Origin of the sequence: Stutzerimonas stutzeri (assembly GCF_000935215.1) — a bacterium.
GTDB lineage: Bacteria > Pseudomonadota > Gammaproteobacteria > Pseudomonadales > Pseudomonadaceae > Stutzerimonas.
Map to the genome: position 1 here is coordinate 1 of NZ_JXXD01000240.1, position 21,133 is coordinate 21,133.

22 protein-coding genes are annotated in these 21,133 nt (G+C 65.2%); 14 read left to right on the forward strand and 8 right to left on the reverse strand.

All coding sequences use genetic code 11. From position 1 onward, the window contains the following. On the forward strand, positions 1–418 hold a 418-nt coding region (ubiT, locus tag LO50_RS20230; RefSeq protein ID WP_044316165.1), incomplete at its 5' end, for a ubiquinone anaerobic biosynthesis accessory factor UbiT. 159 nt (positions 419–577) lie between these two features. On the opposite strand, the gene LO50_RS20235 is transcribed toward ubiT, so the two are convergent. Next, entirely contained in the window at positions 578–964 is a 387-nt protein-coding gene (locus LO50_RS20235; protein ID WP_003299688.1) for a putative zinc-binding protein, read from the reverse strand. Positions 965–1,063: 99 nt separating this feature from the next. Next, positions 1,064–1,741, reverse strand: a complete 678-nt coding sequence (locus tag LO50_RS20240) for a Crp/Fnr family transcriptional regulator (protein ID WP_003299686.1) — start codon at positions 1,739–1,741, stop codon at positions 1,064–1,066. A gap of 230 nt (positions 1,742–1,971) precedes the next feature. Between LO50_RS20240 and LO50_RS20245 the strand changes: the two genes are divergently transcribed. The 3 genes from LO50_RS20245 (at position 1,972) to LO50_RS20255 (ending at position 4,912) form a co-directional block, all read left to right on the forward strand. After that, positions 1,972–3,990: a ribonucleoside triphosphate reductase gene (locus LO50_RS20245; protein WP_044316166.1), complete on the forward strand. Its 2,019-nt coding sequence runs from the start codon at positions 1,972–1,974 to the stop codon at positions 3,988–3,990. A gap of 74 nt (positions 3,991–4,064) precedes the next feature. Beyond that, positions 4,065–4,220, forward strand: a complete 156-nt coding sequence (nrdD, locus tag LO50_RS20250; RefSeq protein ID WP_003279708.1) for an anaerobic ribonucleoside-triphosphate reductase — start codon at positions 4,065–4,067, stop codon at positions 4,218–4,220. Next, positions 4,217–4,912 (forward strand): anaerobic ribonucleoside-triphosphate reductase activating protein, encoded by a 696-nt coding sequence (locus tag LO50_RS20255; protein ID WP_042926192.1) that lies wholly within the window; start codon positions 4,217–4,219, stop codon positions 4,910–4,912. The genes nrdD and LO50_RS20255 overlap by 4 nt, the downstream gene beginning before the upstream one ends. A 46-nt stretch (positions 4,913–4,958) precedes the next feature. Here the strand turns inward: LO50_RS20255 and LO50_RS20260 are convergent, their stop codons facing one another. From LO50_RS20260 to LO50_RS20275, 4 genes are read right to left on the reverse strand one after another with little or no spacing between them, the layout of a single operon-like run. Then, the gene (locus LO50_RS20260; RefSeq protein ID WP_044316202.1) at positions 4,959–6,335 is read right to left on the reverse strand and encodes a 4Fe-4S binding protein; all 1,377 of its coding nucleotides are present in this window, start codon (positions 6,333–6,335) and stop codon (positions 4,959–4,961) included. Next, positions 6,332–7,189, reverse strand: a complete 858-nt coding sequence (locus LO50_RS20265; protein WP_044316167.1) for an FTR1 family iron permease — start codon at positions 7,187–7,189, stop codon at positions 6,332–6,334. The genes LO50_RS20260 and LO50_RS20265 overlap by 4 nt, the downstream gene beginning before the upstream one ends. 22 nt (positions 7,190–7,211) lie before the next feature. After that, positions 7,212–7,550 carry a cupredoxin domain-containing protein gene (locus LO50_RS20270; protein ID WP_003299677.1) on the reverse strand — a complete coding sequence of 113 codons (339 nt, stop codon included), beginning with the start codon at positions 7,548–7,550 and terminating at the stop codon, positions 7,212–7,214. Continuing rightward, on the reverse strand, positions 7,550–8,092 hold the full coding sequence (locus tag LO50_RS20275) for an iron transporter (RefSeq protein WP_044316168.1): 543 nt from the start codon (positions 8,090–8,092) through the stop codon (positions 7,550–7,552). Before LO50_RS20275 ends, LO50_RS20270 begins: the two co-directional genes overlap by 1 nt. A gap of 272 nt (positions 8,093–8,364) precedes the next feature. Between LO50_RS20275 and mdtD the strand changes: the two genes are divergently transcribed. The 4 genes from mdtD (at position 8,365) to LO50_RS20295 (ending at position 13,174) form a co-directional block, all read left to right on the forward strand. Beyond that, positions 8,365–9,792, forward strand: a complete 1,428-nt coding sequence (gene mdtD, locus LO50_RS20280; RefSeq protein ID WP_041014500.1) for a multidrug transporter subunit MdtD — start codon at positions 8,365–8,367, stop codon at positions 9,790–9,792. 232 nt (positions 9,793–10,024) lie between these two features. After that, positions 10,025–10,285, forward strand: a complete 261-nt coding sequence (locus LO50_RS20285) for a hypothetical protein (protein ID WP_003299674.1) — start codon at positions 10,025–10,027, stop codon at positions 10,283–10,285. Between the two features lie 106 nt (positions 10,286–10,391). Continuing rightward, complete coding sequence (gene edd / locus LO50_RS20290) at positions 10,392–12,218, forward strand: phosphogluconate dehydratase (RefSeq protein WP_044316169.1); 1,827 nt, start codon at positions 10,392–10,394, stop codon at positions 12,216–12,218. Then, entirely contained in the window at positions 12,215–13,174 is a 960-nt protein-coding gene (locus LO50_RS20295; RefSeq protein WP_044316170.1) for a glucokinase, read from the forward strand. The genes edd and LO50_RS20295 overlap by 4 nt, the downstream gene beginning before the upstream one ends. 75 nt (positions 13,175–13,249) lie before the next feature. Here LO50_RS20295 and LO50_RS20300 read toward each other — a convergent pair whose 3' ends face one another. Continuing rightward, complete coding sequence (locus tag LO50_RS20300) at positions 13,250–14,119, reverse strand: MurR/RpiR family transcriptional regulator (RefSeq protein WP_014820929.1); 870 nt, start codon at positions 14,117–14,119, stop codon at positions 13,250–13,252. Between the two features lie 171 nt (positions 14,120–14,290). Here LO50_RS20300 and zwf point away from each other — a divergent pair, with 171 nt between their 5' ends. From zwf to sugE, 6 genes are all read left to right on the forward strand, one after another. Then, positions 14,291–15,760, forward strand: a complete 1,470-nt coding sequence (gene zwf, locus LO50_RS20305) for a glucose-6-phosphate dehydrogenase (RefSeq protein WP_044316171.1) — start codon at positions 14,291–14,293, stop codon at positions 15,758–15,760. Then, complete coding sequence (pgl, locus tag LO50_RS20310; RefSeq protein ID WP_044316172.1) at positions 15,747–16,460, forward strand: 6-phosphogluconolactonase; 714 nt, start codon at positions 15,747–15,749, stop codon at positions 16,458–16,460. Before zwf ends, pgl begins: the two co-directional genes overlap by 14 nt. Positions 16,461–16,478: 18 nt before the next feature. Further along, on the forward strand, positions 16,479–17,216 hold the full coding sequence (locus tag LO50_RS20315) for a bifunctional 4-hydroxy-2-oxoglutarate aldolase/2-dehydro-3-deoxy-phosphogluconate aldolase (protein WP_044316173.1): 738 nt from the start codon (positions 16,479–16,481) through the stop codon (positions 17,214–17,216). 70 nt (positions 17,217–17,286) lie between these two features. Beyond that, a complete protein-coding gene (locus tag LO50_RS20320) occupies positions 17,287–18,915 on the forward strand; it encodes an NADP-dependent glyceraldehyde-3-phosphate dehydrogenase (protein WP_044316174.1) in 1,629 nt (542 codons plus the stop codon). A 12-nt stretch (positions 18,916–18,927) separates the two neighbouring features. Then, positions 18,928–19,791 (forward strand): aldo/keto reductase, encoded by an 864-nt coding sequence (locus LO50_RS20325; protein ID WP_044316175.1) that lies wholly within the window; start codon positions 18,928–18,930, stop codon positions 19,789–19,791. A gap of 367 nt (positions 19,792–20,158) precedes the next feature. Next, positions 20,159–20,479: a quaternary ammonium compound efflux SMR transporter SugE gene (sugE, locus tag LO50_RS20330; RefSeq protein ID WP_014820923.1), complete on the forward strand. Its 321-nt coding sequence runs from the start codon at positions 20,159–20,161 to the stop codon at positions 20,477–20,479. A gap of 37 nt (positions 20,480–20,516) precedes the next feature. Here sugE and LO50_RS20335 read toward each other — a convergent pair whose 3' ends face one another. Further along, on the reverse strand, positions 20,517–21,083 hold the full coding sequence (locus tag LO50_RS20335) for a hypothetical protein (RefSeq protein WP_044316176.1): 567 nt from the start codon (positions 21,081–21,083) through the stop codon (positions 20,517–20,519). Positions 21,084–21,133 lie beyond the last annotated feature (50 nt).

Here is a 21,133-nt window from a genome sequence, read left to right on the forward strand (position 1 = left end):
CCAGCGCCTTGCGCTGGAGCGCAGCCTCAATCAGGTATTCGCCGAAGCACTGAGCGACGGCGCCTTTGACGTGCTTGACGGCCACTGGATGAAGCTCGAAGTCGCCGACCTCGGCCTTGCCTGGTGCCTGACCTGCGAGCGCGAGCAGCTGCGCATTGCGGCGCAGGCACCGGTGGAGGTGACCATTCGCGGCAACTGGCGCGAGTTCCTGCTGTTGGCCAGCCGTCAGGAAGACCCGGATACGCTGTTCTTCCGCCGCCGGCTGGTTATCGAGGGTGATACCGAGCTGGGCCTGGCGATCAAGAATCTGATCGACAGTCTCGACCCCGACACGCTGCCGAGCTGGCTGTGGAAACTGCTGCAGGGTGCCGGCGAGGAGGTGGCGGCGGCCGGCCGGGCACAGGCGGCCAGAGCCTGACCGATTGTTCCGCCCGCAGCCGTCGCAAACTGCCTGCGCCTGCAAGGCTCAGGCTGGCGGACCGCCCCGGCGCGGCGCAGCAGTGCGGGGGGCGCAGGGCGCGCTACCCGCTGGAACGAACTGTTCCGCGATTCCAGCGACACGCTCAGTCCGTGGGTTTCAGGCCGTGCGCAACTGCATCCGGTCACTGGCGATAATGTCTTTCATGTCATCGAACAGCGCGCTGATCTCCTCCTCGCTGCAGTCTTCCCGATAGCGCTTGCGCAAGCCGTAGCTGCTGAGGGTGATGTGCACGTCGGGTGTCACGCCGTGCTGCGCGAGGCAGGCGCGGGCGCAATGCATCGGGCAGCCGTCGATGGCGAGAATGGGGCGGCCGGAGTTGGCTTTCTTCACCAGCGCTGCAACGCGCCCGCCGACGCCGGCGATGCAGGACATTTCCGCCAGCCCGGCGCGATCGAGACGCACCGCCAGGGTGTTGGCCAGCTGCGCGACATTCGAACAACCGGAGCATGAATAGACCAGGGGCGCAGGCGTTGTGGTGATCATCGCGTTTTCCTGACGGTGGCGTGGCGCGGGTCATTTTCCAAGGCGCGCCGGCGACTGGCTTTGACAGCAATCAAGAACACTGGGGCGTTCTGCCGCAGGTCACTCGTCATAGGCGGCGAGCTTGCGGTTGTCGAGAATCTCGATGCGTCGCCGCTGGACCGATATGGTTCCGGCGTCGATCAGCCGATGCAGGATGCGCGAGAAGGTTTCCGGCTGAATGCCCAGTTTCGACGCGATCAAGCGTTTCGGCACATCGAGCACCACCACGCCGCTGTCGTCCTGCTGCGATTGCGCGAGAAAGCGCACCACGCGATGGCTGGCGTTGGCCAGGGTGAGGGTGTCGATCTCGGTCATACGCTGGTGCAGACGAATGCTCAGGGTGGCGAGGATGTCTAGGCAGATATCCGGGTGCTGCTCGAGAATTCGCCGGTAATGCGGCCCGTTCAGGCTCGCCACCAGGCTGGCCTTTAGCGCGGTGGCGCTGACCGGATAGCTCGGCGTGCCCTTGAACAACAGCGCTTCGGCGAACGATTCACCGGCACGCATCACTTCCACCAGCTTCTCCTGCCCGTCGCAGACTACGCGGTGCAGCTTGATCTGGCCGCTGAAGAGGAAATAGAAGCGGTCGGCCTTATCGCCCTGATGAAACAGCGAGGCCCCCGCAGGCAGGCGCTTCAGGTTGGCAGAGGTGCACACCTCCTGTAACGCCGCCTCGGGCAGTCGGCTGAACAGATGGTGGCGGCGCAATTCCGCGACCAGGGTTTTTTCAGTGAGCATGTGTCCTCCCCCGGATTGAACCGGGTTTATCAGCCTGCATCCTAGGAGTCCGGTGTCCGCCGCTTCCTTGATCACGGACAAGAGTGTCGGCCATGAGCCGTCGGCGCCGTCGGGCGATCACTTGCCTGTGCTTGACGATGATCAATTCGGTAATGAGGTTCCACCTCTAAAGTCACACCATATTGTGTTTCTTGCGAATAAATTCACTACATATGGTTATGGAGGCGTTGATGCCCAGGCAGGCAGAGGTGGCGAAACCGGTTTCACTGCGCAAGCGCGATGGCCGACTGGCGGCGTTCGAAGTGGACAAGATCGAGCGCGCCATCGCGGCGGCGGGCGCGGCGACCGGCGAGTTCGAGTTGGCAGTGGCGCAGGCATTGGCCCAGGCCGTTCGTCAGCAACTGGCCCATCGCACGGCGGTGGAGGTGGAGCAGGTGCAGGACGGCGTCGAGCGTGCCCTGATGGCAGCCGGCTACTTCGATACCGCCCGGGCCTACATCGTCTACCGCGAACGCCATGCGCGTCTGCGCCGAGATCGCAAGGTGGTGGTCGACGTCGCCGCCTCGATGAACGAATACCTCTCCCGCGAAGACTGGCGGGTGCGCGCCAACGCCAACCAGGGCTACTCACTCGGCGGGCTGATCCTCAACGTGTCTGGCAAGGTCACCGCCAACTACTGGCTGGACGAGGTCTACAGCCCGGAGATCGGCACGGCGCATCGCGAAGGCGATCTGCATATCCATGACCTGGACATGCTCGCCGGCTATTGCGCTGGCTGGTCACTGCGGACCCTGCTCAATGAGGGCTTCAACGGGATTCCGGGGCGGGTTGAGGCCGGCCCGCCCAAGCACCTGTCCAGCGCGCTGGGGCAGATGGTCAATTTTCTCGGCACGCTGCAGAACGAGTGGGCCGGCGCGCAGGCGTTCAGCAGCTTCGATACCTACCTCGCACCGTTCGTGCGCAAGGACAACCTTGGCTTCGCCGAAATCCGCCAGGCCATTCAGGAGTTCATCTACAACCTCAACGTGCCGTCGCGCTGGGGCACGCAGACCCCGTTCACCAACCTGACCTTCGACTGGGTCTGCCCGGAAGACCTGCGCGAACAGATCCCCTACATCGGCGGCGAGGAGATGCCCTTCGCCTACGGCGAGCTGCAGGCCGAGATGGAGCTGATCAACCGTGCCTATATAGAAGTGATGCAGGCCGGTGACGGCCTCGGCCGGGTTTTCACCTTCCCGATCCCGACCTACAACATCACCCACGACTTCCCCTGGGACAGCGAGAACGCCGAGCGCCTGTTCGAGATGACGGCGCGCTACGGGCTGCCGTACTTCCAGAACTTCCTTAATTCGGACATGCAGCCGAACCAGGTGCGTTCGATGTGCTGCCGCCTGCAGCTGGACGTGCGCGAGCTGCTCAAGCGCGGTGGCGGGCTGTTCGGCTCTGCCGAGCAGACCGGTTCGCTGGGCGTGGTGACGGTCAACTGTGCGCGGCTGGGCTATCTCTACCGTGGTGACAAGGCGGCGCTGCTCGAACAGCTGGATGCGCTGCTGGACATGGCGCGGCAGAGTCTGGAGGTCAAGCGCAAGGTCATCCAGCACCATATGGATGCCGGGCTCTACCCCTACACCAAGCGTTATCTGGGCACGCTGCGCAATCACTTCTCCACCATCGGGGTGAACGGCTTGCACGAGATGGTGCGCAACTTCACCGACGACACCGAGGGGCTGCAGACCGCTGGCGGTCGCGCCCTGGCGATCGAGGTGCTCGACCACGTGCGGGCGCGGCTGGTGCAGTTCCAAGAAGACACTGGGCACCTCTACAACCTCGAGGCGACGCCGGCCGAAGGCACCACCTATCGTTTCGCCAAGGAAGACCGCAAGCGCTTCCCCGACATCCTCCAGGCGGGTTCGGCCGAGGCGCCGTACTACACCAACTCCTCGCAACTGCCGGTCGGCTTCACCGACGACCCCTTCGAGGCCCTGGAGCTGCAGGACGAGCTGCAGTGCAAGTACACCGGCGGCACCGTGCTGCACCTGTACATGGCCGAGCAGATTTCGTCGGCTGAGGCCTGCAAGAAGCTGGTACGCAATGCGCTGTCGCGTTACCGCCTGCCTTACCTGACGGTAACGCCCACCTTCTCGATCTGCCCGGTGCACGGTTATCTCGCTGGCGAGCACGAGTTCTGCCCGAAGTGCGATGAGGCGCTGCTGCACAAGCAGCAAGCCGAAGCGGCCCTGGCGGTCTGATCTGCGATCCCGTGTCACGCCGCTCCAATAGGTGCGGCGCCGCATAATCAACCCTAAGCAAAAGGAGCGTCACCATGAACCCAGCCAGCCAACTGCCCCAGGACCAGCGCCAACGTTGCGAAGTCTGGACCCGCGTGATGGGCTATCACCGCCCGGTTACCGCTTTCAACCCGGGCAAGCAGTCCGAGCATCGCGAGCGCCTGCATTTCACTGAAGCAGCGGCGCGGTGACCGCAGCACTTCGCGTCGGGGGGCTGGTCCCCCTGACCACGCTGGATTTCCCAGACCATCTGGCCTGCGTGCTGTTCTGCCAGGGTTGCGGCTGGCGCTGCCGCTACTGCCACAACCCGCAGCTGATCCCCGCCTGTGGCAGTGAGGAAAAGCCCTGGCCGGAGATTCTCGCCTTTCTCGAACAGCGCGTCGGCCTGCTCGAGGCGGTGGTGTTCAGCGGTGGCGAGCCGACCCTGCAGACCGCGCTGCCCGAGGCCATCGCCCAGGTGCGGGCGCTGGGCTACAAGGTCGGCCTGCACAGCGCCGGCATCAAGCCGAAGCTGTTCGCCAACATCCTGCCGCTGGTGGATTGGGTCGGTTTCGACATCAAGGCGCTACCCGAGCACAGCAGCGCGATCACCGGCGTGGATGGCAGCGGCAAGGCCAACTGGAAGAGTCTCGAACACCTGCTGGAAAGCGGCGTCGAGCATGAGTGCCGGACCACCGTGCACTGGCAACTGTTCGACGCCGACATGCTGTGGGACATGGCTCAGCGCCTGCGCCGGCTGGGTGTCGAACGCTTCGCCGTGCAGTGCGTGCGCACCGCGCGCATGCTCGACGACAGCCTCGCCGAGAGCCGCGCACCCTACGATCAGCAGCGCCTGTGGGAACGGCTGGACCAGCTGTTCCCTTCGTTCGTTTTGCGAGGTTAGGTGTATGTGGGCCGCAGCGGGCGGCCCACTCAATGCCTCATCGACCTCAGCTCCAGCCCCAGAACTGCAGCCACCAGCCATAGCCCACCAGCGCGCAACCGGCGTTGACGCAGGCGAACGCCAGCAGCCGGCGCAGGCCGTTGCCGCCGTGACGGCTGATCACGTTCCAGGCCAGGTACAGACTCCACGCCACGGCGCCGATCAGCAGCGCGGCGCGAGCCGGTTGCGCCCAGGCCAGCAGGAAGCCCTCGTAGCGCAGCAGCTTGACCGTGGTGGCGGACAGGCCGAGAAACAGCCCGGCGCCACCCAGCGGCACCAGTGCCAATGCGAGGTGCTGGAACACATTGTCGCCACGGCGCATCACCCGCACGGCCGCACGCAGCAGCAGCCACAGCGCGCCGCCAACGAGCAACGAGGCACCGAAGATGTAGGTGAGGATCACGGCGCCATCGAGCCAGGTGAAGGCGTCGTTGGCCTGCGGATAATGGGTCAGCAGCCACCAGGGCGCATTGGCTTCCAGCGGCCAGAAGATGTCGCGATCCACCAGCCATTCCGCCGCGGCCTGCTTGAGGGTGATGAACCAGGGACTGACCGTCCACTGGAAGGCGCCCATCGCCAGACCGATCATGCCGAACAGCAACAGGGTGCTGTCCCAGTGATCGCTTTGCTGCTGACCGCCGACGATGAGGATTTCAGAATTGGGCGAACGGGCGCTCAGCTGCACTGCGCCCCGCTGGCTGCTGCAGCGGCCACAGGCATGGCAATCGGCATTACCCTGCATGCGACGGATGTCGATCAGCGGGGCGCAGTTGGGTGTCGGCAGGTGCGGTTCGCGATTTTCCAGCCAGCGCTGTTCGTCGACCTTGTAGTGCACCGGCGCCAAGCGGGCGAGGAGGGCGAACACGCCGCTGACCGGGCACAGATGGCGGCACCAGACCCGCTTGCCGCGGCCGTAGAGAAAGCCCACCAGCATCGCCGCGACGGTGGAGCCGCCGAGGATCAGCAGTGCCGCCTGGGCGTAGTCATAGACGCTGATCAGCTGGCCGTAGACGGTGGTGAGGATAAAGGCGATGGTCGGCCAGCCGCTCCAGCGCACCCAGCGCGGCGTGCGTTTGTTCAGCCCGCGCCAGCTGATCCATTCGCTGAGCGAGCCTTCGGGGCAGAGCACGCCGCACCACAGGCGACCGAAGAAGATCATCGACAGCAGCACGAAGGGCCACCACAGGCCCCAGAAGATGAACTGCGCCAGTACCGTCAGGTTATCGAGCATGCCGGCCTGGGCCGGCGGCAGATCAAGAAAGGCGGGGATCACCAGCAGCGTCAGGTAGAACCCCACCACCAGCCACTGCAGCGCGCGAATGGCTTTCGCATGCTGGCGCAGCAGGTCACCGAGTCGCGCCAGCCACGGCGCCTGGGTGATCATGCTGGCCTCGCAGCGAGCTGCACCTGCGCCCGCGGTTTGAGCCAGGCCCATGCGGCGAGCCAGTACAGGGCAAGTGTCACCACCGCGGCCAGTGACGGCATGGCGCGGTAGCCGGTGAGGCCGGCGAGGGTGCCGCCCAACGCGCTGCCGTCATCCAGCAGGGCGGAGGTGTCCCAGAGCGGATCGCCGAACACCGTATAGAACACTTCCGGCACGTCCATGCCCATCAGCTGGCCGCTGAAGCGATCCAGCGCGGCCATCAGCAGGGCGCCACCGAGCAGCAGCAAAATCACCTCGCTGACCTGGAAGAAACGCCGCCAGCTGAAGTAGCGGCTGCCGGCCTGCAGGGCTGCATAACTGAGCACTGCGAGGACGAAACCGAGTACACCGCCGATGACGAAGCGGGTGAGGTCCATACCCGCCTGCTGGTTACCGATGCCGTAGAGGAACACCACTGTCTCGCTGCCTTCACGGCCCACGGCGAGCATGGCCAGCAGCAACAGGCCGATGCCGCTGCCCTGGCTGAGCTTTTCCGCGGCGCTGTTCTGCAGGCTGGTCTTCAGCGTGCGGCCATGCTGATGCATCCAGCCGACCATGTGCAGGATCAGCAGGCTGGCTACCAGCAACATCGCGCACTGGAACCATTCGCCACCGCTGCCCGCCAGCCAGTCGCCGGCCTGCAGTACGCCCCAGCCCAGCGCAGCGGCCAGACCGAGACCGGCGGCGACACCGGCCCAGAGCATGCGCAACGCATTGCCCGCGCCTGGTTGCTGGCGCAGCCAGGCATGCAGGATGCCGATGACCAGCAGAGCCTCGACGCTTTCGCGCCAGACGATGAACATGGATTGGCCCATGGGACTCTCCTCAGAAAAGCAACTACTTGGCGACGATCTCGCCTTCGGGAAGATCCATATGGAATTCGTCGAAGAATGGGTAGCGGCCCGGCTTCAGCGGGTGGATCACGACGAAGGAGGTCACCCCGGGTGACAGCACCTTCTCGACGCGTAGCGGGGTGCTCTCGAACTCGGTCGGCCCGCTACCGGCGTTGTGCACGATGATCTTGAAGCGCTGGCGGGCAGGGACTTCGATGGTCGCTGGTTCGAAGTGGCCGTCACGTATGGTCAGCTCGTACGTCGGCAGCGCGGCCTGCGCCGGGCTCGCGAGCCCGACCAGTAGCGGCAGCACGCCGAGCAGCGATTGCCCGGCGCGACGCATCAGTAGCCCCCTTTCTTGCCGATGCCGGCGTAGGTGAACTCGTACGTCAGCTCGCAGCCTTCGAACCAGGGGGCGACGCCGGTTTCCTTGTCGGTGTGGCGACCGAACATGTTGTGCCCCGAGCCTGGCGGCAGGATCTTGTAGGTCAACTGGTACTTGCCTGGGCCGAGCAGCTTGACGTTGTCACCGTAGTGCGGGCCGTCGTTTGCCACCATCGGATGGAAATCGCCTTCGACGACTTCGTCGGAACCCTTCTTGCGCAGCGTGTAGTGGATGCTCAGATATGGCACGAAGCTGCCTTCCTGCCAGCCGTTGCGGTTGTCTTCGGTGGCGCTGATATCGGCCTCGAGATGCACGTCGGACTCGGCCGCGGCACGCATCATGCCCGGTGGGTCCATTTCGACCGGCTGTAGATACACCGCGCCGACCTCCATGCCGCCGCACTGCTGCGGTTCGCCGATGGGGTATTCCTTCGCCTGGGCGAGCGGGGCGAGCGGGGTGAGCAGCAGAGTGGTGATGGCCAGTGTGGCGGGGATGCGCATTGGGAATTCTCCGGAAACAGAAAAGGACGGAGCGAAGATTGCACTTGCGCTTCCGAATGATAATGATTCGCGTCAATTTCCCAAGAAATATTTTGTTACCGGTGTCTGAATGCAAAGCTGTATGCCGCTGCAGACGGCTGTTTGCGGGCGCTGCAGGCTAACTGCGACAGGTCGTCACAGTGGCGCTTGGTGTGGGTGTGCGGGGAGCAGCGACCCGAACCGGCGCCGAACGAATCCTCTAAGATGGTGCACCTTTCGTATCCGGGGACTTCATGCAACCGCCCGTCTCACTCGACGCCCGTACCGCGCGGATTTTGCCGTGGCTGGTGGCCATCGCCTTCTTCATGCAGACGCTGGACGGCACCATTCTCAATACCGCGCTGCCCGCCATGGCGCGCGATCTGGCGGAAAACCCGCTGCGTATGCAGGGCGTTGTGATCGCCTACATGCTCACGGTGGCGTTGCTGATTCCGGCATCCGGCTGGATTGCTGACCGCTTCGGTAGCCGGCGCATCTTCGTGACCGCCATCGTGCTGTTTTCCGTGGGCTCGCTGTTGTGCGCGTTGTCTACCAGCTTCAACCAGCTGGTGGCTTCCCGCGTGCTGCAGGCGCTGGGCGGAGCGCTGATGCTGCCGGTGGGGCGGCTGGTGGTGCTGCGGGCATTTCCGCGCAGCGACTTCGTGCGGATCATGGCCTTTATCGCGCTGCCAGGACTGGTCGGCCCGTTGCTCGGGCCAACCCTGGGTGGCTGGCTGGTGGAGTACGCCTCCTGGCACTGGATATTCCTGATCAATCTGCCGGTGGGCGTGATTGGCTGCATCGCCGCGCTGCGCTTCATGCCCGATCTCAAAGGGCCCGAGCGGGTACGCTTCGATACGCTCGGCTTCCTGCTGTTCGGCGCAGCGATGGTGCTGGTCACCATCGCGCTCGAGGGGCTCGGCCAGATGCACATGTCGCATGCCCGCGTGATGCTGCTGCTGTTCGGCGGCGCAGCTTGCATGGCGGCCTACTGGCTGCGCGCCGGGCGCATCGATGCGCCGCTGTTCAGCCCCAAGCTGTTCCATACGCGCAGCTTTGCGGTGGGCATCTTCGGCAACCTGTTTGCCCGGCTGGGTGGTGGCGCGCTGCCGTTCCTGTTGCCATTGCTGCTGCAGGTGGCGCTTGGCTATTCGCCAGCGCAGGCCGGGATGAGCATGATTCCGCTGGCCTTGGGTGCGATGGCGGTCAAATCCCTGGCCAAGCCGATCATCGATCGTCTCGGTTATCGCCGTCTGCTGATCGGCAACACGCTGCTGCTCGGCTGCCTGATCGCCAGTCTGGCGACCATCGATGGACAAACGCCGACGTGGCTGCTGCTGGTGCATCTGGGCCTGATCGGCATGGTCAACTCGATGCAGTTCACCGCGATGAACACCGTCACCCTGGTCGGCCTTAGTCATGCCGACGCCAGTAGCGGCAACAGCCTGCTGTCGGTGGTGGTGCAGCTATCAATGAGCCTTGGCGTCGCCACCGCCGGTGCGCTGCTGGGAGGCTTCACCGTGGACGACGCGCAGGGCAGCGAGGTGCTGCGGGCATTTCAGCTGACGTTTCTCTGCGTCGGCGGTATGGCGATGCTCGCTGCCGCATTGTTCCTGCAGCTGGAACATCGCGACCCTGGCCATGACGACGATGTGCGGCGACCGGTGGACGTCGGCGAGTAATCCTCTGTCGACCTGTAAGGAATCACGACAGGTGGTCGCAGTGGCGCTGCGTCATGCTGGCACATCGCCGGGCGGCCTGCGTGGTCCATAGCCGTCCTTCACTAGCAGATGGCGGCAATGACCTGCTGCAAATGTTTACCTGTGCAAGTAAACATTATCGACCTGTCGTCATAAGCTACATATCGTTGAGCCTCTGGAAGCGGCATTGCGCCGCAAGCAAAGGAGCGAAACGATGAGTGCAATGAGCCTCGCCTGGCTGCTGATCGGCACCTCGCTGTGCGGCGTGATGGTGCTACTGGTACTGCTCTGGCTGCTATGGATGGGCCGGCAGAGCCAATGCCGAGAACTGGAAGTGCTACGCGAACTGCTGGATGGCCTCGGTCAGGTGATCGTGCGCCTGGAGCAGGACAAGGCTGAGTTGACTTCCGGGCTGCGGGCGGAAAAGGCGCAAGCCGCCCAGCTACGTCGTCAGCTAGAACTGCTACGTCGTTGAGGGTGGTGAGTTTGTTGTTTTAATAAACATATTTCTTCGAAATCGTCCCGCTCGTCGTTATGATGCCGCCTGATTGTTTATAAAAACTACAAATCAGGAGGTTTTCATGCATCCCGTAGTGGTCGAAGTTACCGAGCGCCTGATCGAGCGTAGCCGGCCTACGCGCGAAGCCTATCTCGCCATGGTTCGCGGCGCTGCCAGTGCCGGGCCTGCTCGCAACGGCGCGCAATGCGCGAACTTCGCCCATGGCGTTGCCGGTTGCGGCGCGCAGGACAAGCAGCGCCTGCGGCTGCCGGATGCGGCCAACATCGCCATCGTCACGGCCTACAACGACATGCTCTCGGCGCATCAGCCCTATGAGGACTACCCCGAGCGCCTGCGCCAGGCGCTGCGCGATATCGGCTCGGTGGGGCAGGTGGCCGGCGGTGTGCCGGCGATGTGTGACGGTGTCACCCAGGGCGAGCCGGGCATGGAGCTGGCCATTGCCAGTCGCGAGGTGATCGCCATGAGCACCGCGGTGGCGCTGTCGCACAACCTGTTCGATGGGGCGCTGCTGCTCGGCATCTGCGACAAGATCGTTCCCGGGTTGCTGATCGGTGCGCTGCGCTTCGGGCATCTGCCCGCTGTGTTCGTGCCGGCCGGGCCGATGCCGTCCGGCCTGGCCAACAAGGACAAGGCCGCGGTGCGCCAGCGCTACGCCGAAGGCAAGGCAGGTCGCGACGAGCTGCTGGCGGCGGAAATGCAGGCCTATCACAGTCCCGGTACCTGTACCTTCTACGGCACCGCCAATACCAACCAGATGCTGATGGAGGTCATGGGCCTGCACTTGCCGGGCTCTTCCTTCGTCAACCCGGGCACGCTATTGCGCGATGCGCTGACCGCCGAGGCCGCGCGGCAGGTCACTCGACTGACGCCACAGGGCGGCAGCTTCACGCCGCTCGGTGAGCTCGTCGACGAGCGCGTATTGGTCAACGCCATCGTCGCGCTGCATGCCACCGGCGGCTCGACCAATCACACCCTGCACATGCCGGCCATCGCCCAGGCGGCGGGCATCCAGCTGACCTGGCAGGACATGGCCGACCTTTCCGCAGTGGTGCCGACGCTGGCGCGGGTCTATCCCAATGGTTCAGCCGACATCAATCACTTCCATGCCGCGGGCGGCGTCGCGCTGCTGGTGCGCGAGCTGCTCGCGGCCGGCCTGCTGCACGAGGATGTGCATACCGTGATGGGTCGCGGCCTCAATCGCTACACCCAGGAGCCCTTCCTCGAAGACGGTCGGCTGACTTGGCGTGAAGGCGCTGCGGCGAGCCTGGACGAAAGCATCCTGCGGCCGGTCGCGCGGCCGTTCTCGGCTGAAGGCGGGCTGCGGGTGATGAGCGGCAATCTCGGTCGTGGCGTGATGAAGGTGTCCGCCGTGGCGCCCGAGCATCGCGTCGTGGAAGCGCCGGCGCGGGTCTTTGCCGATCAGCTGGAGCTGGTCGAGGCGTTCAAGGCGGGCGAGCTGGAGCGCGACGTCGTTGCAGTGGTGCGCTTCCAGGGGCCGCGTGCCAACGGTATGCCCGAGTTGCACAAGCTGACGCCCTATCTCGGTCTGCTGCAGGACCGCGGTTTCAAGGTCGCGCTGGTCACCGACGGGCGCATGTCCGGTGCGTCGGGCAAGGTGCCGGCGGCGATCCATGTGTGCCCCGAGGCAATCGATGGCGGCCCGCTGGCGCGCGTGCGTGACGGCGATCTGCTGCGTGTGGATGGGCAGAGCGGCGTGCTTGAGGTGCTGGTCGATGCCGCCGAGCTGGCCGATCGTTCCCCGGCAGCAGCGCCTGCGGCACAGGTGCAGGGCTGCGGGCGCGAGCTGTTCGGCTTTATGCGCTCGGCGTTCAGCTCCGCCGAGCAGGGCGCCAGTGTGTTCACGGCCGGGCTGGAGGCGCTGCGATGACACTGGCGCTGGTCGGAGATATCGGCGGAACCAATGCGCGCTTCGCGCTGTGGCGCGACTCGCAGTTGGAGGCGGTGCAAGTGCTGGCTGCGGCGGATTTCGAAACCCCGGAACAGGCAGTCGAACATTACCTGTCAACGCTCGGCCTGGCGCCGGGCAGCATTCGCGCCATGTGCCTGGCCTGCGCCGGGCCGGTCAAGGGCAAGCAGTTCACTTTCACCAACAATCACTGGCGGCTGACGCGCCGCGACTTCTGTGGTGCCCTGCAGTTGGACGAGCTGCTGCTGATCAATGACTTCGCCGCGATGGCGCTGGGCATGACGCGGGTAGGCGAAGCGGGGCGGCGCATGATCTGTGCTGGCGAGGCCGAGCCCGATGCGCCGGCACTGGTCATCGGGCCGGGCACGGGGCTTGGCGTCGCCGCGTTGCTGCCCTTGGGTGGTGGCAGCTGGCGCGCGCTGCCGGGGGAGGGCGGACACGTCGATCTGCCCGTAGCGGATGCGCACGAGGCGGCGCTGTGGCAGATGCTGTTCGCCCAGCTTGGCCATGTGCGTGCCGAAGACGTGCTCAGTGGCGGTGGCCTGTTGCTGCTCTATCGTGCGGTCTGTGCCCTGGCCGGTTTGATGCCGCGACTGGCGTCGCCGGCTGAGGTCACGGCGGCTGCGCTCGCTGGTGATCATGTCGCGGTGGCGACCCTGGAGCAGTTCTGCGTGTGGCTCGGGCGGGTCGCCGGCAACAACGTGCTCACGCTCGGCGCGCGCGGTGGGGTGTATATCGTCGGTGGTGTGGTGCCGCGTTTCGCCGATTTTTTCGCGGCCAGTGGTTTCGCCCGAGGCTTCGCCAGCAAGGGTTCCATGAGCAGCTATCTCGGCGATGTACCGGTGTGGCTGGTCACCGCTGACTATCCGGGGCTGGAGGGCGCCGGGGTGGCGCTGGAGCAGGCGCTGGCATGCTGACGTGGCGGTATTGGGCGTGGTGATGGCGGGATGTTGTTATAGCAACATCCGGCATCTCGCGCCGGCGCGGTTGCCTTAGCTCGGCTCTTCATCCGCCGGGTAGCGGCTGGCATTGAGGCTTTCCTTTACCTTGCGCAGGTGCGGCTGGAAGTCCACGCCGCGGCGCAGGGTCATGCCGGTGGCGAGCACGTCGAGCACGGTGAGCTGGATGATGCGTGAGGTCATCGGCATGTAGATGTCGGTGTCCTCGGGCAGCGGAATGTTCAGGCTCAGCGTGCTGGCCTGCGCCAGTGGTGAGCCGGCGGCAGTCAGGCCGAGTACCGAGGCGCCGTTCTGCCGCGCGATACGCGCCACCTCCACCAGTTCGCGGGTGCGCCCGGTGTAGGAAATGATCACGAACAGCTCGCCGGTATGCGCCACCGAGGCCAGCATACGCTGCATCAGCACGTCCGAATGCGCGGTCACTGCCAGGTTGAAGCGGAAGAATTTGTGCTGCGCATCCAGTGCCACCGAGGCTGAGGCACCGAGGCCGAAGAAGTGGATCTGCCGGGCCTGGATCATCAGGTCGACGGCTCGGCTGACCAGCTGCGGATCGAGGCTCTGGCAGGCGCTGTCCAGCGAGGCGATGGCCGAGCCGAAAATCTTGCGCGTGTATTCCGCCGGGCCGTCGTCGGGCTCCACTGCCTGGCTGACGTAGGCGGCGCCGCTGGCCAGGCTCTGCGCCAGTTGCATCTTCAGTTCCGGATAGCCGCTGACGCCGAACGAGCGACAGAAGCGATTCACTGTCGGTTCGCTGACCTGCGCGGTCTGCGCCAGGGTGGCGATGCTGAAGCGGGTCGCCTGCTGCGGATTGCGCAGGATCACCTCGGCGACCTTGCGCTCGGCCTTGTTGAGGTCTTCGATGCGGCGCTGGATCTGCTCGAGCAGGTTGTGTACGCGGTCCATGTCGGTCCTGATGCGGCTTGCCAAAGGGGTGGCCTATGCTACTGAGCGAGATGCGGAGCGACCATAGGAATCTTGTTTTGCAGTAAATGTTGTTTTTATTACTACATTGAACTTGAATAACAGGGCATCGCCGTGTATTCATAGTGCAGTTTTAGTAGAAGAACAAACATCATGACGCCACTATCTGTCGAACCCTGCACCCTGGCGCTGTTCGGCGCCCTCGGTGATCTGGCCCTGCGCAAGCTGTTCCCCGCGCTCTATCAGCTCGATCGCGCCGGTCTGCTGCCAACCGAAACGCGTCTGCTCGCGCTGGCTCGTGAGAGCGGCGAGGCGGCAAGCCATCTGGCGATGATCGAAGAACATCTGCGCCGCCATGTCGGCGAACGCGACCTCGATGAAGCCGTGCTGCAGCGCTTCATGGCGCGCCTGGACTACCTGAGCATGGATTTCCGCCGCGCCGAGGATTTTGCCGCGCTGGCGGACAAGGCCGGCAACGCGGATAGCATCGTCGCCTTCTTTGCCACGCCTGCATCTGTCTACGGTGCGATCTGCGCCGGGCTGGCCGAGGCGGGCCTGGCCGAGCGCACCCGCGTAGTGCTGGAAAAGCCCATCGGCCACGACCTGGAGTCGTCCCGCGAAGTGAACGACGCGGTGGCGCGCTTCTTCCCGGAAGACCGCACCTATCGCATCGACCATTACCTGGGCAAGGACACGGTGCAGAACCTGATCGCCCTGCGTTTCGCCAACAGCTTGTTCGAAACCCAGTGGAACCAGAACCACATCTCCCACGTGGAGATCACCGTTGCCGAAACCGTCGGTATCGAAGGCCGCTGGGGCTACTTCGATCAGGCCGGCCAGTTGCGCGACATGATTCAGAATCACCTGCTGCAGCTGCTCTGCCTGATCGCCATGGACCCGCCCAGCGACCTCTCGGCCGACAGCATCCGCGACGAGAAGGTCAAGGTGCTCAAGGCGCTGGCGCCGATTGCACCGGAACAGCTCGGCCAGCAGCTGGTGCGCGGCCAGTACGTCGCCGGCAGCATCCTCGGCCGCCACGTACCGGGCTATCTGGAGGAAGAAAACTCCAACACCCAGAGCGACACCGAAACCTTCGTCGCGCTGCGGGCGGAAATCTGTAACTGGCGCTGGGCGGGCGTGCCGTTCTACCTGCGTACCGGCAAGCGAATGCCGCAGAAGCTCTCGCAGATCGTTATCCACTTCAAGGCGCCGCCGCACTACATCTTCGCCCCGGAACAGCGCCAGCTTATCGGCAACAAACTGATCATCCGCCTGCAGCCGCAGGAGGGCATCTCGCTGCTGGTGATGACCAAGGACCAGGGCCTGGACAAGGGCATGCAGCTGCGCAGCGGCCCGTTGCAGCTGAATTTCTCGGAAACCTACAAGAGCCCGCGCATCCCCGACGCCTACGAGCGGCTGTTGCTGGAAGTGATGAAGGGCAACCAGAACCTCTTCGTGCGCAAGGACGAAATCGAATACGCCTGGAAGTGGTGCGACCAGCTGATCGACGGCTGGCAGCGCGTCGGCGCCCCACCCAAACCGTACGCAGCAGGCAGCTGGGGACCGGCTGCTTCGATTGCCCTGATCAGCCGTGATGGCAGGAGTTGGTATGACGATCTCTAATCTCGATCTGCCGGTGCAGACCCTGGGTTTCAGCCTTGGTGACGCCGAGCAGCTGGCCGGCGAACTGGCGCTGACCGTGAGCAACGCCCTGCGCAGCGCGATTGCCGAACGTGGCGCGGCGACGCTGGTGCTTTCCGGCGGCCGCAGCCCGATCGCCTTCTTCGAGCGCCTCGCGCAGCAGGAACTGGACTGGGCCAAGGTCACCGTCAGCCTCGCCGACGAGCGCTGGGTGCCGGTCAGCCATCCCGACAGCAATGAAGGCCTGCTGCGTCGCCACCTGCTGCAGGGGCCGGCCGCCGCGGCGCGCCTGGTCGGCCTCTACCAGAGCGCGACAAGCCTCGAGCAGGCCGCTGATCGTGCCGATGCCGTATTGGCTGAACTGCCGCCAATCGACGTGCTGGTGCTGGGCATGGGTGAAGACGGCCACACCGCCTCGCTGTTCCCCGACAGCCCGAATCTGCAGCAGGCGCTCGACCCGCGTGGCACGCGGCGCTGCCTGCCGATGCAGGCGCCGACTGTGCCGCGCCAGCGCCTGAGCATGACCCTGGCGCTGCTGGCCAGCGCGCGGCTGACGCTGCTCGCCCTGCATGGTCGCGGCAAGCTGGCCACGCTCAATCAGGCCTTGGCTGGCGAGCCCTACGAAGCGATGCCGATTCGCGCCTTCCTCGCCCGTCCCCTCGAAATCTACTGGTGCCCCTGAGGCCGCAAGGAATTTTCCATGACATCTATCCAAACCAGCGTCGACGCCATGACCGACAAGATCGCCCTGATCGACCAGTGGTGCAGCGCCGCGCGCATCCTGCCGGTGATCACCATCGAACGTGAGGCGGACATCCTGCCGCTGGCCGATGCTCTGGCCGCCGGCGGCCTGCGCGTGCTGGAAATCACCCTGCGTTCGGCGCTGGGCCTTGGCGCGATTCGCCTGCTGCGCGAGCAGCGCCCGGAGCTGATGGTCGGCGCCGGCACCGTGCTCGACGCCAACATGCTGGAGCAGGCCGAGGCCGCCGGGGCGCAGTTCATCGTCTCGCCCGGCAGCACCCCGGCGCTGCTCGAGGCCGCGTTGCAAGGGCCGCTGCCGCTGCTGCCGGGCGTCGCCAGTGCTTCGGAAATCATGCTCGGCTACGCCATGGGCTATCGCCGCTTCAAGCTGTTCCCCGCCGAGATCTGCGGCGGCGTGGCAGCACTCAAGGCGCTGGGCGGGCCGTTCGGTGACATCCGCTTCTGCCCGACCGGTGGCGTCAATGCGCGCAACGCGCGGGACTACCTCGCCCTGACCAATGTGATGTGTGTCGGCGGCACCTGGATGGTCGATGCCAAGGCCGTGCGTGCCGGCGACTGGGCCGCCATCGAAAGCGCCACGCGCCAGGCCCTGCAGGCGCTGGACAGTGCGCCGGCGGCCGAGCTGCCACGTGACTTCGACCTGCGCGCCGAGCGTGCCGAGCAGCGCGAGCTGTAACAGTCCCATCCCCTGCGGCGGGCGAAGGGCCGCCGCCTCTTTCACCATCTTCTCGCTACCTGGAGGTTGCATGAGCAACGCGCGCCCGCTTTCCGAGCTTTTCCCCCGTCTGGATGAGATTCCCGAAGCCTATCGTCCGGATGCACCGGTTACGCAGCGCGATTATCTGGTCGATGGCGAGCTGATGAACTGGGACGGTCCTTTGGCCGAGGTACGCAGCCCGGTGTTCCTGCGTGAGGCGGACGGCAGCGAGCGCCAGGTAGTCCTGGGCAGTACGCCGCTGCTGGATGCCGACGCCGCGCTGCGTGCGCTGGACGCCGCTGTCGCCGCCTATGACTACGGTCGCGGTGCCTGGCCGACCATGCGCGTGGCCGAGCGCATTGCCCATGTCGAGAGCTTTCTGGCGCGCATGCGCGAACAGCGCGACGCGGTGGTCAAGCTGCTGATGTGGGAGATCGGCAAGAACCTCAAGGACTCCGAGAAGGAGTTCGATCGCACCTGCGATTACATCGTCGACACCATTCACGCACTGAAGGAGCTGGACCGTAGCTCCAGCCGCTTCGAACTGGAGCAGGGTACGTTGGGGCAGATCCGTCGGGTGCCGATGGGCGTGGCGCTGTGCATGGGGCCGTACAACTATCCACTCAACGAAACCTTCACCACGCTGATCCCGGCGCTGATCATGGGCAACACGGTGGTGTTCAAACCGGCCAAGTTCGGCGTGCTGTTGGTACATCCGCTGCTCGAAGCCTTCCGCGACAGCTTCCCGGCCGGCGTCATCAACGTCATCTACGGCCGTGGTCGCGAGACGGTCAGCGCACTGATGGCCAGCGGCAAGATCGACGTGTTCGCCTTTATCGGCACGCACAAGGGCGCCGCCGATCTGAAGAAACTTCACCCGCGCCCGCACCGCCTGCGCGCCGCGCTGGGGCTGGACGCGAAGAATCCGGGCATCGTCCTGCCGCAGGTCGATCTGGACAATGCGGTGGAAGAGGCGGTGACCGGCGCGCTGTCGTTCAATGGCCAGCGCTGCACTGCGCTGAAGATTCTCTTCGTGCATGAGGCGGTGCTCGATGGCTTCCTCGAACGCCTTGCTGCGCGGGTCAACGCCCTCAAGCCGGGCATGCCCTGGGAGCCGGGCGTGGCGCTGACGCCGCTGCCGGAGCCGGGCAAGACCGATTACCTGCATGCGGTGCTGGAAGACGCCGTGGCCAAGGGCGCGCGGGTGATCAACGCCGGCGGTGGCGAGTCGCACCAGACCTTCTTCCAGCCGGCCGTGCTGAGCCCGGTGGATTCGTCCATGCGTGTCTACCACGAAGAGCAGTTCGGTCCGCTGGTGCCGGTGGTGCCGTATCGCGAGCTGCAGGAGGTGATCGACTACGTCACCGCCTCCGACTACGGCCAGCAGCTGTCGATCTTCGGCAACGACCCGGCGCAGGTCGGCGAGCTGGTCGATGCTTTCGTCAACCAGGTCGGCCGCATCAACATCAACGCCCAGTGCCAGCGCGGACCGGACAGCTATCCGTTCAATGGTCGCAAGAATTCCGCCGAAGGCACGCTGTCGGTACATGACGCCCTGCGCGTGTTCTCCATCCGCACTCTGGTGGCGACCCGCTTCAACGAGGCCAACAAGCAACTGGTCGACCAGATCATTCGTGACCGCCAGTCGAGCTTCCTGACCACCGATTACATCTTCTGACGGAGCCGTGCCATGGCGTCGCCCGTGCTCGCCCAGCCGCTGTTGCTGGGCATGATGCGCCTGCTGGAATACCCCGAGCTGGGTGAACCCCAGGCACTGCTGGCGTTCATCGAACGCTGTGTCGAGCGCGGGCTGAACGGTTTCGACCATGCCGATCTCTATGCTGGCGGGCGCTGCGAGGCGCACTTCGGCGCGGCGCTGCGCCTGGCGCCGGGGCTGCGCCAGCGTCTGCAGATCATCGGCAAGGTCGATATCGTGCCGGCGGAGCAGGATTGCTCGCGCTGGCAGGTCAAGCACTACGACACCAGTGCCCGTTATCTGCGCGAGGCGGTGGACGGCAGCCTGGCGCGTCTGGGTGTCGAGCGGCTCGACGGTTTTCTGCTGCACCGGCCGGACCCGCTGTTGCAGGTCGACGAGGTGGCGGACACGCTGAACGACCTGATCGCCAGCGGCAAGGTCGGCTGGGTAGGGCTGTCAAACGCCGAGGTGTTGCATTGCCAGGCATTGGCGCAACGCGTGCCGCTGCGCTGCAACCAGATCGAGCTCTCGCTGCAGGCCCAGCACTGGGTATGGGATGGCAGCCTGCATGCGCTGCAGGCTGCCGGCCTGCAGGTACTGGCCTGGTCGCCCATGGGCGGAGGACGCTTCGGTGAGCGCTTGTGCAGCGCACTCAGTGAGGTCGCCGCCGAGCTGGGCGCAACGGCCAATCAGGTGGCGCTGGCCTGGCTTCGGGAATTGCCCGGCCGCCCGTTGCCGATCCTCGGCAGCCTGCGCTGGGGACGGATCGAGGAGGCGCTGCTGGGCGCTGAATTAGCGCTGGACCGCCCCGCCTGGTTCTACCTGAGCGAAGCGGCCCGCGGGCATGAGGTGGCGTAGGCAGGGGCTCATCTGTCCGCTATCCAAGGTGGAAAATGCTTCGCAGTTTTCCACCCTACGGGGTGGTTCGTAGGGTGGATGACGCTTCACCCATCCACCGCGTGGCATTCGCGATGGGACCGCATCGGCTACATCTTTGATGACCATACCCACGCTCCGGCGCGGACACGGGAGCTGCTGATGGTTCCACGCTGGAGCATGGGACCAACATCGATCTCCGTTCAGCAATCAGTAAACCTGCGATCGACGGGCGCTGCGAGTGGTCCAAAACAGTGCGCCGCTGTGCTAGGGTCGCGTCCGCCGCGGGACGACCCGCTGGCATGTCGACTCGTGCGGGGACGACCCTGCAGTTGATGGAGTCATCGTCATGCATTCGGCCTGGATCATGCTGATCGTAGCCGGCCTTCTGGAAGTGGGTTGGGCCATTGGCCTCAAGGCTTCCGAAGGCTTCACCCGCCCGCTACCCAGTGTGCTCACCATAGCGGCCATGGCTGGCAGCTTTTTCCTGCTCGCGCGTGCCATGCAGGTTCTGCCGGTGGGCACCGCCTACGGCATCTGGGTCGGTATCGGCGCATTGGGTACCGTGCTGCTGGGCATTCTCATCTTCGGCGAAAGCGCCTCGCCCGCGCGGCTGGTGAGCGTGCTGCTGTTGCTGGCTGGGCTGGTTGGTCTGAAGCTGAGCGCCTGAGGAGTCTCTGCGGCGCTCACTCCCGAACGTGTGCCCGTCAGTCCTGCAGCTTCAGATGCGATATATCCGGCACCACGGCGGTGGTGTCGCGCGGCTTTTCGCCCATGTCGCTGCCCACCGGGGCAAGGCTGAACTGAGAAAGGTCCACGCGCGGCGCCTCTGGCTCGGGCCGGACGTCCTGCAGGTCGACGCCGATCGGCGCAATACCGAAGTCCGGTGCCTCGACGTCGGCGAAGGCTGCCATGTATTCGTCACGCGGCGTCACCTTGAGTGTGGCCGGGGCGTCGCTCGTTTTTCCTGCGCTGCTCTCGGTGCTGGCCGTGCTGGTCGCCGTCGATGCCGGAGGCGGCGCCAGTTCGATTTCCTCCACATCGACGGGCAGCGGTTTGAGTTCTACCTGCGCGCCGGCACGCTCCATCGCCTGGCGATATTTTTCGGCCGCGGCGAAGTCCAGATTCTGCTTGATCACGATGCGCCGGCCGGAGAACAGCAGCGCGATACGCTGGGCGTCGGCCTGGAACAGCTTGGTCAGGTTGGCCTCGACCTGCTCGAGCTTGGCGCCCGGGAGCAGTTGGCCGGAAAAGGCGATCTCGTAGAGACTCATGGTGCGGTTCCTTTTGTAACCGATGCCAGTGATCGTGGAGGCGGCGGGGC